The 13,483-nt window shown below is 63.5% G+C and carries 15 protein-coding genes; 4 read left to right on the forward strand and 11 right to left on the reverse strand.

The features are described 5' to 3' along the window. Positions 1-91 precede the first annotated feature (91 nt). Positions 92-382 carry a hypothetical protein gene (locus tag AC1D75_RS05640; protein ID WP_495514306.1) on the forward strand — a complete coding sequence of 97 codons (291 nt, stop codon included), beginning with the start codon at positions 92-94 and terminating at the stop codon, positions 380-382. Position 383: 1 nt separating this feature from the next. On the opposite strand, the gene AC1D75_RS05645 is transcribed toward AC1D75_RS05640, so the two are convergent. Both AC1D75_RS05645 and AC1D75_RS05650 read right to left on the reverse strand, forming a co-directional pair. Further along, positions 384-1,499 carry a DNA adenine methylase gene (locus AC1D75_RS05645; RefSeq protein ID WP_495514307.1) on the reverse strand — a complete coding sequence of 372 codons (1,116 nt, stop codon included), beginning with the start codon at positions 1,497-1,499 and terminating at the stop codon, positions 384-386. Positions 1,500-1,556: 57 nt separating this feature from the next. Further along, positions 1,557-1,772, reverse strand: a complete 216-nt coding sequence (locus AC1D75_RS05650) for a hypothetical protein (protein WP_482136089.1) — start codon at positions 1,770-1,772, stop codon at positions 1,557-1,559. Between the two features lie 169 nt (positions 1,773-1,941). Here AC1D75_RS05650 and AC1D75_RS05655 point away from each other — a divergent pair, with 169 nt between their 5' ends. Further along, the gene (locus tag AC1D75_RS05655; protein ID WP_495514308.1) at positions 1,942-3,069 is read left to right on the forward strand and encodes a phosphatase PAP2 family protein; all 1,128 of its coding nucleotides are present in this window, start codon (positions 1,942-1,944) and stop codon (positions 3,067-3,069) included. Here the strand turns inward: AC1D75_RS05655 and AC1D75_RS05660 are convergent. Next, positions 3,057-4,076 (reverse strand): DMT family transporter, encoded by a 1,020-nt coding sequence (locus AC1D75_RS05660; RefSeq protein ID WP_495514309.1) that lies wholly within the window; start codon positions 4,074-4,076, stop codon positions 3,057-3,059. The genes AC1D75_RS05655 and AC1D75_RS05660 overlap by 13 nt on opposite strands. Before the next feature lie 113 nt (positions 4,077-4,189). Between AC1D75_RS05660 and AC1D75_RS05665 the strand changes: the two genes are divergently transcribed. Then, the gene (locus tag AC1D75_RS05665; protein ID WP_495514310.1) at positions 4,190-5,356 is read left to right on the forward strand and encodes an ATP-grasp domain-containing protein; all 1,167 of its coding nucleotides are present in this window, start codon (positions 4,190-4,192) and stop codon (positions 5,354-5,356) included. 6 nt (positions 5,357-5,362) lie between these two features. On the opposite strand, the gene AC1D75_RS05670 is transcribed toward AC1D75_RS05665, so the two are convergent. From AC1D75_RS05670 to AC1D75_RS05695, 6 genes are all read right to left on the reverse strand, one after another. Then, the gene (locus tag AC1D75_RS05670; RefSeq protein ID WP_495514311.1) at positions 5,363-6,196 is read right to left on the reverse strand and encodes an alpha/beta fold hydrolase; all 834 of its coding nucleotides are present in this window, start codon (positions 6,194-6,196) and stop codon (positions 5,363-5,365) included. A gap of 18 nt (positions 6,197-6,214) precedes the next feature. Continuing rightward, a complete protein-coding gene (locus AC1D75_RS05675) occupies positions 6,215-7,027 on the reverse strand; it encodes an acyl-CoA thioesterase domain-containing protein (protein WP_495514312.1) in 813 nt (270 codons plus the stop codon). Further along, positions 7,017-8,267, reverse strand: coding sequence for an MFS transporter (locus tag AC1D75_RS05680; RefSeq protein WP_495514313.1), 1,251 nt, complete (start codon positions 8,265-8,267; stop codon positions 7,017-7,019). The genes AC1D75_RS05675 and AC1D75_RS05680 overlap by 11 nt, the downstream gene beginning before the upstream one ends. Next, on the reverse strand, positions 8,264-8,923 hold the full coding sequence (locus AC1D75_RS05685; protein ID WP_495514314.1) for a GntR family transcriptional regulator: 660 nt from the start codon (positions 8,921-8,923) through the stop codon (positions 8,264-8,266). Before AC1D75_RS05685 ends, AC1D75_RS05680 begins: the two co-directional genes overlap by 4 nt. 58 nt (positions 8,924-8,981) lie before the next feature. Then, entirely contained in the window at positions 8,982-9,437 is a 456-nt protein-coding gene (locus AC1D75_RS05690) for a hypothetical protein (protein ID WP_495514315.1), read from the reverse strand. Between the two features lie 87 nt (positions 9,438-9,524). Continuing rightward, positions 9,525-9,881 (reverse strand): SH3 domain-containing protein, encoded by a 357-nt coding sequence (locus tag AC1D75_RS05695; protein ID WP_495514316.1) that lies wholly within the window; start codon positions 9,879-9,881, stop codon positions 9,525-9,527. Positions 9,882-10,027: 146 nt separating this feature from the next. Between AC1D75_RS05695 and AC1D75_RS05700 the strand changes: the two genes are divergently transcribed. Beyond that, positions 10,028-11,446 (forward strand): YibE/F family protein, encoded by a 1,419-nt coding sequence (locus AC1D75_RS05700; protein WP_495515990.1) that lies wholly within the window; start codon positions 10,028-10,030, stop codon positions 11,444-11,446. 24 nt (positions 11,447-11,470) lie between these two features. Here AC1D75_RS05700 and AC1D75_RS05705 read toward each other — a convergent pair whose 3' ends face one another. Beyond that, positions 11,471-12,463 (reverse strand): fumarylacetoacetate hydrolase family protein, encoded by a 993-nt coding sequence (locus tag AC1D75_RS05705; protein ID WP_495514317.1) that lies wholly within the window; start codon positions 12,461-12,463, stop codon positions 11,471-11,473. After that, positions 12,460-13,455 (reverse strand): MBL fold metallo-hydrolase, encoded by a 996-nt coding sequence (locus AC1D75_RS05710; RefSeq protein ID WP_495514318.1) that lies wholly within the window; start codon positions 13,453-13,455, stop codon positions 12,460-12,462. Before AC1D75_RS05710 ends, AC1D75_RS05705 begins: the two co-directional genes overlap by 4 nt. Positions 13,456-13,483 lie beyond the last annotated feature (28 nt).

Consider the following 13,483-nt stretch of genomic DNA (forward strand, 5'->3'; position numbering starts at 1 on the left):
CGGTACGGGGGAAATGGTCCTGCCGCCGCTTCTGCACGAAGCGTAGGATCAGAAAAAAGTGATGTGGATCACGGTCGGGCAGAGATGGGAGATGTCCATGCATTCAGGAACCTCACTACACGTCCGCAGGCTTGCGGTCTGGCCGGCCGGCTGGCTTGCTTACTTCTCCGGCTTGGCCGGGGCGGGGGCCGCGGCTCTGACGCTTCTCGCGATGGCGAGTGAACACTATGTGGAAGGTGCTGTCGCCGGCATCTGTTTGGTGGGCCTCGTCGTGCTGGGGATCGTGTCGTTGCGTGCGATTCCGCGGATCTCCGACGAGCACACCCACGCCATCGAGGCGCGGCGAGATCACGCGGTGTACCGGGCCCGCTATCCGCTGTAGTTCAGAACCGCTCCACGAGGTAGAGGTGCTCGGTGACGTGTGCGCTCCTGCCGCGAAGGTTGCGGCTGCCACGAAAGGTGTTGTAGCGCTGGGTGAATTCGGTGACGACTCCGATGGGCTCGAGCATGTCGCGCATCTGTTCCGGTGCGATGAAACCCTCGTCGTTGAACGAGATCAGTAGATACCTGGCGTCGAGTTCGTCGATCAGTGACCGCAACAGCCCGGCGGCAATCGAACGCACGTTGTAGCCCGAGCGGTTCCAGTCGCCCGGGATACCCGAGACCGGACTCATGGCCGTGGGCACGCGATTGTCGGCGATCAGGTTGAGCATGAAGTAGTTCGACCCGTAGGGATGCTGGTTGTACGGCGGGTCCAGGTATGCGACGTCGACGCCCCCGACCAGTGCCGGTAGCTTCGCGGCGTCGGTCTGCAGTACCCGGCGCTCGCAGTGGTGCGTGCTCAGGACGGGCGGGCGCAGCGTGATCGTTCCGGTGATGCGGCCCAGTGCGTCTGCGCCACTGCCGCCGAATCGTCCGATCCCCGTTTCGCGATCCTTGTAGAAACCCTTGAACACTCCGGAGGTGTTGGCGTGGACCGAGGCCGCCGAGAGCAGCGGTCCGAGCAGCAAGGTGCGCAGCGGTTCATCGAGCTCGTGGATGAGGTGGATGTAGGAGTCCAGGCGCCGCGCGTTGTCGCTGGTGTAGAAAACCCGTTCCCCGGGGGCGATCTGGTCGTCGTCCGCGGGCGCGTAGTGCTCGGCGATGAAACCATTTGTCCGGTGGCCTGATTCGACGACCTGATTGATCTCGTAGACGGTCTTGGCGAGCAACTCCGGATCCATCTCGCAGGCATTGGTCAGGTAGCAGTCGCTGATCACCCGGGCATAGCTCTCCAGGTCGTTCGCGATCACCGTGCTCGATCGTGCCTTCGCGAGCCGCGAGACCACACCACTGCCGGAGAACGCGTCGAGCGTGACGAGCGGCCTGCCGATCTGCCGCTGTACCTGGGCCAACGCCTCGTCGATGAGGACCAGGAGTTGGCGTTTGTTGCCGATGTAGGTGATCAGCTGCGACGTGCGGTAGGCGGCTTCGGGGTCTTCCGCGTCAGCCGTGTCCACAACTGCAGAGCGTATCGAGGACGGTTCGCACATCGAACAGGCGTCCACTGTGCCGGTTCAGTCGTCCAGGCAGATCTCGGTTTCGATGGTGATGGGAACGCCGGTGGCGATGAGCAGCCGGCACGGGGCCTCGGAGTCGCGGTACAGGCTCAGCCACTGGTGGCCCCGGCTGCCATCGGCGTAGACCGCCTCCAAGGTCCGGTTCAGGCGTGCCTCGGCCTCGTTGTTGATGATGTAGCGCCGGTCGCCATATCGCAGATACTTGTTGGGCACGTTGCCTCCGGAGTCGAGTCGGTTGCGTGTGCAATCAGTGTGACTCACGCCACTTCTGGTGTTGGCCGGTTTGGGCCGAGCCAATCCTGGAGATGAACGTCTGTTTCCGGGCAGGAACGTTTTCGCGAATTCTTGGCCAACAGTCGGCCTCTGGTGACAACGTGGCTTCATGAGCACGCAGGAGGCCGATCGGTCCGACGTGGCAATGGCCCGTGGTCCGCTCGCCGAACGGTCGTGGCGCACGCGGTTGCGCGAGGTGAGGCGAATTCGCCTGGGCGATCTGAGGCTGTGGCGTGCGGTTGCGCTGGCGGTGTGGTTGGCGGTCGTGATCTGGCACATCGCCTACCTCGGGTTGGCCTTCGACCGGACCCGGCTGTTGCTGCTTCTGTGTGCCGGGCTGGCAGCGGCCAGCATCGGACGCAGGCGCGTCATCACGGTGGTCATCGACTGGCTGCCGTTTGCGCTGATCCTGCTGCTCTACGACTTCACCCGCAATATCGCCCAGTGGCTGGACATGCCAACCCAATGGGCGCTGGCCGTCGACTTCGATCACTGGATGTTCGGGGTCAACCCGACGGCGTTTCTGCAGAGTCACCTCAAACAGGCCGAGCCGCCGTGGTGGGAGGTGATCACCAGCGTTGTCTACATGTCGTATTTCATCGTCCCGTACGCGGCGGCCGCGCTGCTCTGGCTCAGAGACCGTCACGCCTGGCGACGGTATGCGGTGGGATTTCTGCTGACGACGTTTCTGGCGCTCGTCGGCTACACGCTGGTGCCCGCCGCGCCGCCGTGGGCCGCTGCCCAGTGCTCGGCAGTTGAGGTCACCGACAATCCTCGGCATCCGGACTGTATGGACCGCGCCCCGTATGAGGGTGGCGGCATGCTGGGCGATGTGACGCCCGCACACGAGGGCGCAGAGCCGTACGTGGAGCGGATCTCGGCCAGGGGCTGGGACGTCCTCGACATCCACGCGGCGTCCGGGCTGCTGCAACTCGGTCAGGCAAAAGCGAATCTGGTGGCGGCCATACCTTCGCTGCACGCCGGCCTGACGATGTTTCTCGCACTGTTCATGTGGCCAAGGGTGGGCGCGTTGGCCCGAACATTGTTTGTGGGCTACGCATTTGCGATGGCATTCACGCTGGTCTACACGGCCGAGCATTTTGTGATCGATATCCTGCTCGGCTGGGGGCTCGCCGTTTTCGCAGTTGCTGTGGTCGGTTTGGGTGACAAATATCTGGCAGCCCGGAAAATGAACAAAGAAGAGGAATTTCTCGGGCGCCTGAGTCAGGTGCCCTGATCGCGTAGGGCATCCGGGGCATCGGTGCCCGAATCCGTAGACGAGGTTGTGCTGCCGGACCCCGAGGAAGCGGCGGGTTTGGATCGTCGCAGACTCCAGCCGCCCGTGTCCGGCTCGGCTTCGCCGAAGTGGTCGGCGTCCACGGAGCTGTACAGCGCCACCAACATGGCCCCGACCACGGCACCGATGAATCCGAGGAACGCGAGCCAGGTGAGGCCGGGTTTGGCGGTGTCGTCGAGGAATATCACGCCGATGATCCCGGGGCCTGCGGTCTCGCCGACCACCAGAAGGGCGGTGACCCCGTTGACCTGGCCGAGCTGCAGGGCCACGGTCTGGACGTAGAAGCCCACCGCACCCGCGACCGCGATCGTCCAGGCGGCCGGATCGGTGAGCAGTGCGACGATGTCGAACGGATGGACCCCGCGCAGGATGCGGACCGAGATCGCAATGATGCCGAACAGGAGTCCGGCAGCAGCTCCCCCGACGATGGCTCCGCGTTTACCGAGGCGGTACACGGCCAGCAATGCCACGATCGCCAGCAGGCAGGTGGCAGCGAACAGGCCCCAGTGGAAGCTGTTTTCCTCGTCGCCGCCACTCTGGTGTGACGACGACACGCCCAGGGCGCACAGCGAGAAGACGACCAGGCAGATGGCAACCCAATCGCGGCCGTGCAAACCGATGCCGAGGATGGCGGTCCCGAGCAGGGCGGTCACGATCAAGTTGGCCGAGACGATCGTCTGAGACAGGAACAGCGGGAGGAATCGGGCCGCCACCGCTCCGGCACCGAAGCCGAGCACCACCAGGGATGTTCCGATGATGAACTCACGTGTCTTGAAGGTGTCCAGGGTGGAGGCGACCGAGGGGCCGCCTTCGCTGGTGAGCTGATCTTGCTTGTTGGCATCGCGGGCGGCGACAGCTGCTTTGCGGGCGCCGAAGGCCCGCAGGACTGTCGATACGCCATACGCGACAGCGGCAGCGCTCGCGAAGAGGACGCCGATCAGGAACATTCGGACACCTCTCCCTCACGGCACGGCGGCATACACCATGCGACTGTTATGCAGCGAATTTTAAGCTACCATGCTGCGAGTGCAGCCATTTCTCGGTTTCCCTGCGAGGTTCGATGCCCGATCGTAGCGGTAAAAAGGTCCTCATAACGTTTGGTCGGTCGTTTCTCACACTCGATCTCGCCAGGTTGATGAATGCCGGTGGACACGATGTGTACATCGCCGATTCGGTGCCATTCCCGATTGCTCGTTTCTCCAATTCGGTGCAAAAAGTGTTTCGGGTGCCGCGGCCGAAGTTCGAGCCGAAAGAGTATGTCGCGGAAATAGCGCGACTGGTTCGAGCTGAATCCATCGACATGGTCATACCCGTGCACGAGGAGACCGACATCCTGGCGATGGCGCGTGATCAGTTCCCGCCGCAGTGCCGTCTGTTGTTGTCGGATTTCGAGACCGAGTTCCGGCTACACAACAAGTTTGAATATCAGGTCATGCTCGATGCCCTCGGTGTTCCGACGCTGAAGTACGCACAGGTGGGATCTGCTGAAGAGTTCGCGGCGCTGGATTTTGACAAGCCCTTCGCGCTGAAGCAGGTCTACTCGCGGGGTTCGCAACAGGTGTACAAGGTGACACCGGGGCAGATGCCGGAAGGTATCCAATTCGACCCCGCCAATCCATGGTTGGCCCAGGAGTGGCTCAAAGGCGACAAATATTGTACGTATTCGATATGTCATGAGGGACGGATTTACGCGCACGCGATTTATCCGGTTCGTTATGCGATCGATGGACACTCATGTCTTACCTATGAGTCGGTTGAGCACCCGGGAATCACGGAGTGGGTGACAAAAAGGGTGAAAGAAACGAATTTTACCGGACAAATCGGATTCGATTTCATCGAAGATTCGTCGGGCGGTTTGTTCACCATCGAATGTAATCCGCGTTCCACCAGCGGGATCCTCATGTTCGAGCCGCACAACCGCGTCGACCGCGCGTTCTTCGGTGAGAACGAGGAGGTCATCACGCCTGACGCCGGTGTCCGGAAGATGGTCGGCCCTGGAATGCTGCTCTACGGCTGGCGCAAGTCGGCGTACGAAGGCAACACGTTGCGAGGCTTCATCCGGGACTTCCGGAACACCGACGAGATCATCACCCGAAGGGACGACATCGGCCCATTTCTGGGTATTCCGTTTGCCCTGGGAAACATCCTGCAGAACTCTGTGCGGTACCGGGTGGGCCTGGCCGAAGGATTCATGCACGACCACGAGTGGGATGGTCAGCCGCTCTGAGCTGACTCAGCGTTGGTGGGTGCAGAACTCGGTGATGCGCTCGACACTGTCGCCCGGTCCGGTGAAGAGTCCACCGTGACCGGCCCCGTCGATCTGGGCGAACTGCGCGCCCGGGATCAGTCTCGCGGTCGCCTCGCTCTGCTCCGGTGGGAAGAACAGGTCGTGTTCGAAAGCGAGCACCAGGGTGGGGATGTCGATCGCGGCCAGATGCTCGGCGAGCGGTTCACCGGCCTTGATCCAGGCATGCGAGGCGGTGAGTTGGCCGGCAAATCCCTCCGGGCTCGTCCAGCCGCCGTCGGAGTTGGTGAGCGCGTCCCGCCAGCCGGCCACCGTATCCGGATCTTGCAGGAGGGTGGTGTGCAACGTGGTCATCAGTTGTTCGAAAACCAGTACCGCGCGCGGAATCTCACCGATCTGCTCGATGAGGGCCAGTTCCATCTCGCCGACCAGGGCGCCGATTGGGCTCGGTTGTAGGCCGGCGAAAAATACTGCCGCACTGATCAATTCGGGTCGAGTGCGCAACATCATCTGAGTTGTGTAGCAGCCCATCGAGAATCCGACCACCATCGCCTGTGGGACGTCGAAGTGATCGAGGAGTCCGCAGGCGTCCTCGGCAAGGTCGGCGACGGAATACGGTGAGGGTGGCGCGGACGAGGGAGCCAGGCCCCGGCCGTGGTAGGAGATCACGCTGAATCCGGCACCGACCAGTGAGTCAACGAGACCGCAGATGTCCCACACCATCGACGGCATCCCGAGCCCGCCGTTGAGGAGCACAGTTGGACCTTCGCCGACCCGCTTGCAGCCCAGGACAACTCCGGTTTCCAGCGTCACCGTCTCCATGGATCGCGCCTTTCGGTCCTACAGCAGTCCCTTGCGCGCCGAGAAGTCGATCTGCGCCGCAGCGTTGCTGACTGCGGTGACCATACCGGTTCCGAATGGCCCTTTTCGGTCATACAGCGTTGCGGTTCCGACGGAGATCCCGTCCGCCGTGATGTGGGTGTCGGCCTCGATGCCGAGCTCGTGTCCCTCGGGTATCCGTGACAACGCCATGGTCAGGTCGCAGTTGATGTAACCGATGCCTTCGGTGCCCAGATTCGTGACCAGGCTTGTCGACTCGGCGCACTGGACGGCGTGGACGAGGCGTGAACACGGTTCTCCGGGAAGCACACCCATGCCGGTGCTCCAGGCCCGCTTCCGTGCGACGTTCTGGTGCCCGCCGATGCTCTGGGTCCATTCGCTGCCGTCGGTGTGCACGTAGGGGTGGCGGGGTTTGTTGTCGAAGGCGTTCTCCGGCGGGGTGAAGGTGGACTCGGGGCGCCACTCGTTTCCGGGCGGCGGGGCCGACCGGCGCAGGAACACGACGGAGGCCCTGGCCACCATCACCTCGCCCTGCATCACCTCGGCGTCGGCTACGACGATCCGATGACCGGACCGGACCTTGCGGGTGTTGACCACCGTGGGTTCGTTGCGTGCCGACTTGAATAAGTCGATCGTCATGCGTGAGGGCACGAAGTCGGGATCTGCATGGTCGCGTTCGAGGGCGTGGGCCGCGGCGGCGCAGACTGCGGGACCGTTCAATGAGTTCGGGCCCCACGCGCTTCGCGCCCATTTTGTCGGGATCAGCGTGACGCCGTCGGCGTCGAGGGTGAAGTAGCTCGGGTCAGACACCATTTGATAGTTGCAGACCTGCGGAAATCTCGTTGCCCTGGGTGTCGGGGACCACAGGCGGCAGGTTCTTGCGGGACTGGAGAGTGATCATCGCCAGAGTGAGTGTCGCGGCGAGTGCTCCGAACCCGAACATCTGTGGGTACGTGACCGCCGGAATGTATTCATGCAGGTAGGCCAGGGTCATGGGGATGGCGAACCCCAGATAGGTGAGTGCGTAATAGACCGCGGTGAGACCGGCGAGGTCGCGCGGACCGGCGATGCGCTGCACCTCGGACAGTCCGGCGACCAGTGCGATGCCATACCCGGCACCCAGGATCACCGCCGCGATCAGTACCGCCCAGATGGTCAGCAGTGCTGCCGCCAGTGCGGCCGCGCCCATCCCGACGATCATCAGGAGCAATGCCACCTGGCTGGCCCTGGCCGAGTCGGGCCGGTCGATCCGGCGGCCGGCCGATTGAATGGTGAAGCCGCACGTCAGTGTGACCGCCGAGATCAATGCCGCAAAAGCCATCGGAGCGGCTTCGACCTCGGGCGCGATCAGGGTCGGCAGGATCGCCTGGCATCCGATGGCGGTCCCGAACACCCACGGCGCCAGCGGGACCACGACCAGCAGGAACCGGCGGTGGCGGAGCGACGGGATCCGCAGATCGTGGCGCAGCCGCGTCTTCGCGGTCGCGGGACGTCGCGTTTCCGGCACCGACCACATCCAGGCCGCGGCGATCAGGCAGATCGCTGCGTTCACCACGTACGACGTGCTGTGTGGCCATGGACCCCACTGCGCCATCGTTCCGGCGAAGGCCGCTCCGATGCCGAAACCTGCGGTCAGGCTCATCGCGGCTCGGCGGGCGCCGTTCCCGGCGCCGGCAGGGTCGAATGGAGGGCTGGAGAGTTCTTTGAGCCAGCTGGTGCCGACCGCCATCGCCAGTCCGATGGCGACGCCACTGAGAATGCGGCCGACGGTGAGCAGGGGGACGGAGTCCGACGCCAGTGCCAGCACCAATGATCCGGCGGCGGCGATGAACGCGGCCGGACGCATCAGGGGTCGGCGGCCGAATCGGTCGGAGAGCGGGCCGCCGATCAGCAGCGCGGGCACCATGCCCAACACGTAGGCGAAGAGCAAGACATCGACGGTCGGCCCGGCCATCTCGTACTCATGCTTGTAAAAGACTAGCAGGGGCGTGAATTCGTTTCCGCCCCAGGCGATTGCGAACATCGTCGCGGAGACCCCGCGCCAGTCCCTCATGACGGCGTGCCGCCGGGGAGTAGCGGTGTCCGAAGGTTGTGCACCGAATTGAGGTGCGCGGCAAGGGCTGTTGCAAATCCATCGGCGTCGCCGGCTTCGATGAGTTCGGTGAGCTCGGTGTGGTGGGAGATGATCCGCTGCATCTGGGCGCGATCACGTTGGACGGAGGTGCTCGTCATGCGTAGCTGGCGATCTCGGAGGGTGTCGTAGAAACCTTCGAGCAGCGGGTTGCCTGCAGCCGCGACGAACATGCGGTGAAATGCGGCATCGGCGATGGTGAACTCGTCGACGTCACCGGAGTCGGCGTGAGCGGTTTGCCTGTCGAGTCCATTGCGGAGATCTGCGACCAGCGATGTGCGATCGCGAGGGGCGAGCATTGCCGCGGCGGCGGTCTCGACCACAAACCGCGCAGTGATGACGTGCTCGGCCTCGTCGACGGGGACCGGCACGATCAGGGCGCCGCGTTTCGGATACAGCTTCATCCAGCCCTCGGTCTCGAGGCGCAGAAACGCTTCGCGAACGGGGGTGCGAGAGGTTCCCAGGGTGGTGGCGATCTCGCCTTCGCTGATCAGCTCACCGCCGGCCAGCGTTCCGGCCAGGATCTGGCCTTTCACCTGTTGGTACGCACGCTCCGAGGCGGACAGCTCCTTAGACACAACTTGTATCTAAGCATCGAGCCCGCGCAGTGACCCAACCCGGGGTGCAGGCAGGGGGTCAGCGAGTTGCAGGTTTTGTGGTTGCCGCCTGATAGCGGACCACGGCGTCGCGGAACGACAGCGCTTTGCGGTGTTGACCGTCGGCAGTCAGTAAATCAGCGGTGCGCTCGCACAGTTCGGCGGCCTCGTCGGGTCGTCCGAGGGCGTCGAGGGTTCGTGCCATGTGTTCGACGACGTCGAGGGTGTCGGGGTCGATCGGTCCGTGGGTGAATGTGTACTTCGCGAGCAGCTCGCGGCACTGTGGTTCACATTCGGCCCAGAGAGCCAGCCGTACTTGGCACCGGATCACGTCATGCAGGTTCGAGAGGCATTTCAGCGAGTAAGGACCCTCGCGGCGGCATCGGATCTCTTTCAGAACCGAGAATTCCGCGAGTGCATGTTCGTATTCACCGGATTCGAAGAGCTCGGTGGCTTCGCGCTGCATTTCGTCGAGCACATGTCCACTCTCGCGCATCCGGTGTTCCGCTGTGGCGGGTTCACTGATTTCCGCTCACCGACAGGAGTTTCGAAGCCTGTGCCCGAGGCCCCGGCCCGGTTGGGATCAGCAGCGCGTGTTGCTGCCGTTGTCGAGATAGACGTGTGAAATCCACCCCTGCTTGTGGGCGTCGTCGAACTGGACATGTGTGAACTTCTTGCCCACGTCGTTGACGATGTAGCAGTCGAAGTCCAGGGTGACGCCCCCCGGAACACGGGCGACGACGTTGCAGGTGTTGTCCGGTCCGGTGCGCAACACCGCATTGTTCGACTTGACGGTGCTTGAACCGGTGTCCTTGTCGGACCAGACGTGCGTGCAAGAGACCGGCGTTGGGGCGGCTTGCGCTGGGGCGGAGATCCCTCCGACGAGACCTGCCGTCACCACGGGGATTGCTGCCGCGGCGACGGAGAATGAGCGATTCATGGTGACATACTCCTTTCTTGTGGTATAGGAATGGGCCGTTTCCACGGTAGGCCCGACCTCACCGAGGGCGGAAGGCTTCTTCTGTCGACAAGCCGGATCGGCCCCAAGACGTGACGTTCGGCGAACGCATGGGCGCGACCACTAATGTGACCCGGGTGAGCCGACCCTCTCGTCGCGACGAGTCCCACCAACATCACCACCACCAGCTGGGCCCGGTGGACCTCCATCCGAACGTGGCGAAGGTGGTCATCGGGCTGCTGGTCGCATCCGCGATCGCGGTTGTCCTCGGACTCGTCCTGCTCTGGCCCGGCGACCGGGATCACGACGTCCCGGTGAACTTCCAGTCGGTCGGTGGTGGCTCCATCCAGGTCGAATCGGGGGAGGTGGTGGCACAGGCCACCTCCGATTGCCTCAATCAGCAGTCCGGGCAGGTGTTCGCCGGCGATGCGGCAGTCGCGTCCGTCAATGACGGCCCGTGCATCCAGAACACCGTGCGGCTGACCTCGGGGCCCAATGAGGGCGCCAACACACTGATCGAAGTCCCGACGCATCGGGTGCAGGCCGGGATCGAGCAGGATTCGGGCAGTGATGAGCTCACGGCGCAGCAACTGGCGCAGCCGTTGCCCGGTCAGCCGGATCTGAAGGTCGGCGACAACATCAAACTGTCGCGTTCGGTCGGTGTCGACGGGACCGACACCTATTCGTTCTTCGACTACGGTCGCTCGACGTCGATCATCGTGTGGGCGTTGGTGTTCGTGTTCGCGATCGTCTTGGTGGCCTCGTGGCGGGGCCTGCGGTCGGTGATCGGACTCGTCTTCGCCTTTGCGGTGCTCTTCGGATTCACCCTGCCCGCGATGCTGGACGGAAAGTCGCCGGTCGCGGTGGCGATCGTGTCGTCGGCGGCGATCTTGTTCGTGGTCATCTATCTTGCGCACGGACTGAGTCTGCGGACCAGTGCGGCATTGCTCGGCACGCTGGCGTCACTTCTGCTTGCGGGTTTTCTGTCCTGGCTGGCCATCGAGACGATGCACATCTCCGGTATCTCGCAGGAGCAGACGATCAATCTGCAGATCTACAACAACGCCATCTCGGTGAACGGAATCCTGTTGGCGGGATTCATCATCGGTGCGCTCGGTGTACTCAACGACGTGACCATCACCCAGGCGTCGGCGGTGTTCGAGCTCTCCGCAGCCGACGGTGGTAATCGGCTGCAGACCTTCGCCGCTGCGATGCGGGTGGGCCGCGACCACATCGCGAGCACCGTGTACACGCTCGTTTTTGCGTACGCGGGCAGCACACTTCCGCTGCTGTTGCTGTTCTCGGTGTCCGGTCAGACGCTCGGGACTTTGATGACCACCGAGTTGGTGGCCATCGAACTCGCCCGGAGCTTTGTCGGTGGTATCGCGATCGCACTGTCGGTTCCGCTGACCACCGCGGTCGCGGTGATGCTGTCCACCAGGCCGCCGGCAGGCGCCACCAGCAAGGATCAGGACAGCGACAACACCAACGGCGTGGCACTCGACAAGCCCGAACCGGAACACGGACGACACTGGCTGCCCGAGTAAGTCAGAACATCTGAACCGATCCGGTCAGGCCGGGTAGGCCACCGTGTTGGTCACCGAACCGATCCCGTCGATCGTCAGGGCCACCTCATCGCCCGGACGGATCCAGCGGTCGAGTTCGAGCCCGCATCCGGCAGGCAGGGTGCCGGAGGTGATCAGTTCACCGGCGTGCAGATTCTCTGACTGACTGGCCCAGGCGACGACCTCGCCTGGGCTGTAACGCAATCCGTGGGTACTGGTGGACGACCACAACTCTCCGTTGACACGGACCGAAGCGGTGAGTCGATCGATCTTGGGCAGGATCTCGTCGGCGGTGACCACCACCGAACCGATGGAGCTGCCAAAGGTTTTGGTTTTCACCACGGGGCCGAACACGCCGCGCCGATGCTCGTCCCACTGCACGTCGCGTGCACTGAAGTCGTTGAACACCACAAATCCGCCAATGGCGGCAGCCGCAGTCTTGGGCGTGGCATCGCGAACGGGGTGGGCGATGATCATGCCGAATTCGAGCTCGTAGTCGAGTTCGGTGGTGTAGTTGGGCCAAGGCATCGGTTCACCGTCACCGATCACCGTCAGGTGATTGCCGGTGTAGTAGACGGGATGATCGTAGAAGGCGGCGCCCGGTCGTAGCAGTGGAAAGACCTTGTGCGTCAAGCGTTCATAGGTCCGGATGATGGGCCGGCTGACGGGGAGGTTGCGTTGGACCAAGCCGTGTGCGGCTTTGATCCAGTGTTCTTCCCACCCGAGGAAGCAGCGTAGCGAACTGGGGTAGTAGGGGATGGCCGGTGGCGGATCGGTGAACATCCCGATTCCCGCATCCGCGGCCTGATCGACGACGTCGATGATCTTGGCACGGGATTGCACACCGGCAGCCAGCAGTGCCAACAGATTTGACTGCAGATGTGTGAGTTCTTCGAGCCCGTCCCTGGCACCCAGGGCGGCGCGCAGACTGATCCACTGTCCCGACGGCTCGTGCAGGATCGCCAGCGATGCGGGGCCGGGTAGGCGGCGGATCTTCATGACCGCATGGTGTGTTGGAGTTTGCCTGCATCGGCAAAGGCGCGGGCCCGGCGAACGATGGTGGGCGGTGCGGGCTGCGCGCCGTCGAACGATCGGTAGAAGGTACTGAGATTCAGCACGATGCGCTCGGGAGAGCCCCATTGCGAAAACGGGACGAACTCGGGGGAACGGATCAATGCCCGGGCCGCTGCCAGTGGTGCCCGCCCGGCGGCGTGGTGCTCACGGGCGGCCTGCGACAACCACATCCAGTAATCGCGCAACAGCTCGATCTCGGCGCGACCGCAGACCGGACCGTGTCCGGGGACGTACGTCGCGCCGTCGAGTTGTAGGAGATGGTCGATTGCGGTTATCCAATTAACCAGTGGCCCATGCCAGATCACCGGGGTGGTGCCGATGAACAAGAGGTCGCCGGTGAAAACGACACCGCTGTCGCGGATGTGAACGATGAGATCCCCGGGTGTATGCGCAGGCCCGAAGTCACGTAGGTGAGCGATGCGGCCACCGACCTTGATGTCTTCGGTGTCGGAAAAGGTGTGGTCGGGCAGCCGCGGTAGTCGCTTGGGCAGGTCGGCGCCACCCGTCACCTGATACATGTATCGGCCGAGATGCCCTGCCGGACCGGGTATCGACCGGGTCATCCTGCCGAGCGAGGCGAACGTGGCGACCGCCCCCGGCGGTGTGTCATCCTTCATCGCAGCGAGCGCGGCCACCGACGTTGTGATGCGTGTGGTTTCGGGCAGGGTGTTGTTGCCCCACCAGTGATCACCGTCGGAGTGGGTGTTGACCGCTTCGGTGATCGGGACATCGCTCACCGACGACCACGCTCCGACGTTGGCCTGCGCCCGGCCACGGTCCCAGACCGTGTCGATCACCATCGCTGCGTCGTCGCCCACCACCAACCCGGTGTTGGTCTGCCCCCATCCGCCGGGTAGATGCATGAAAGCGTATGTTCTGCTGTCGATTTGGGTCAGTTGATTGTGCCGAGTGGGCATCGGTGTTCCTAAGTTGAGGCCTTTCGAC

Source organism: Williamsia sp. Y712 (genome assembly GCF_059445525.1).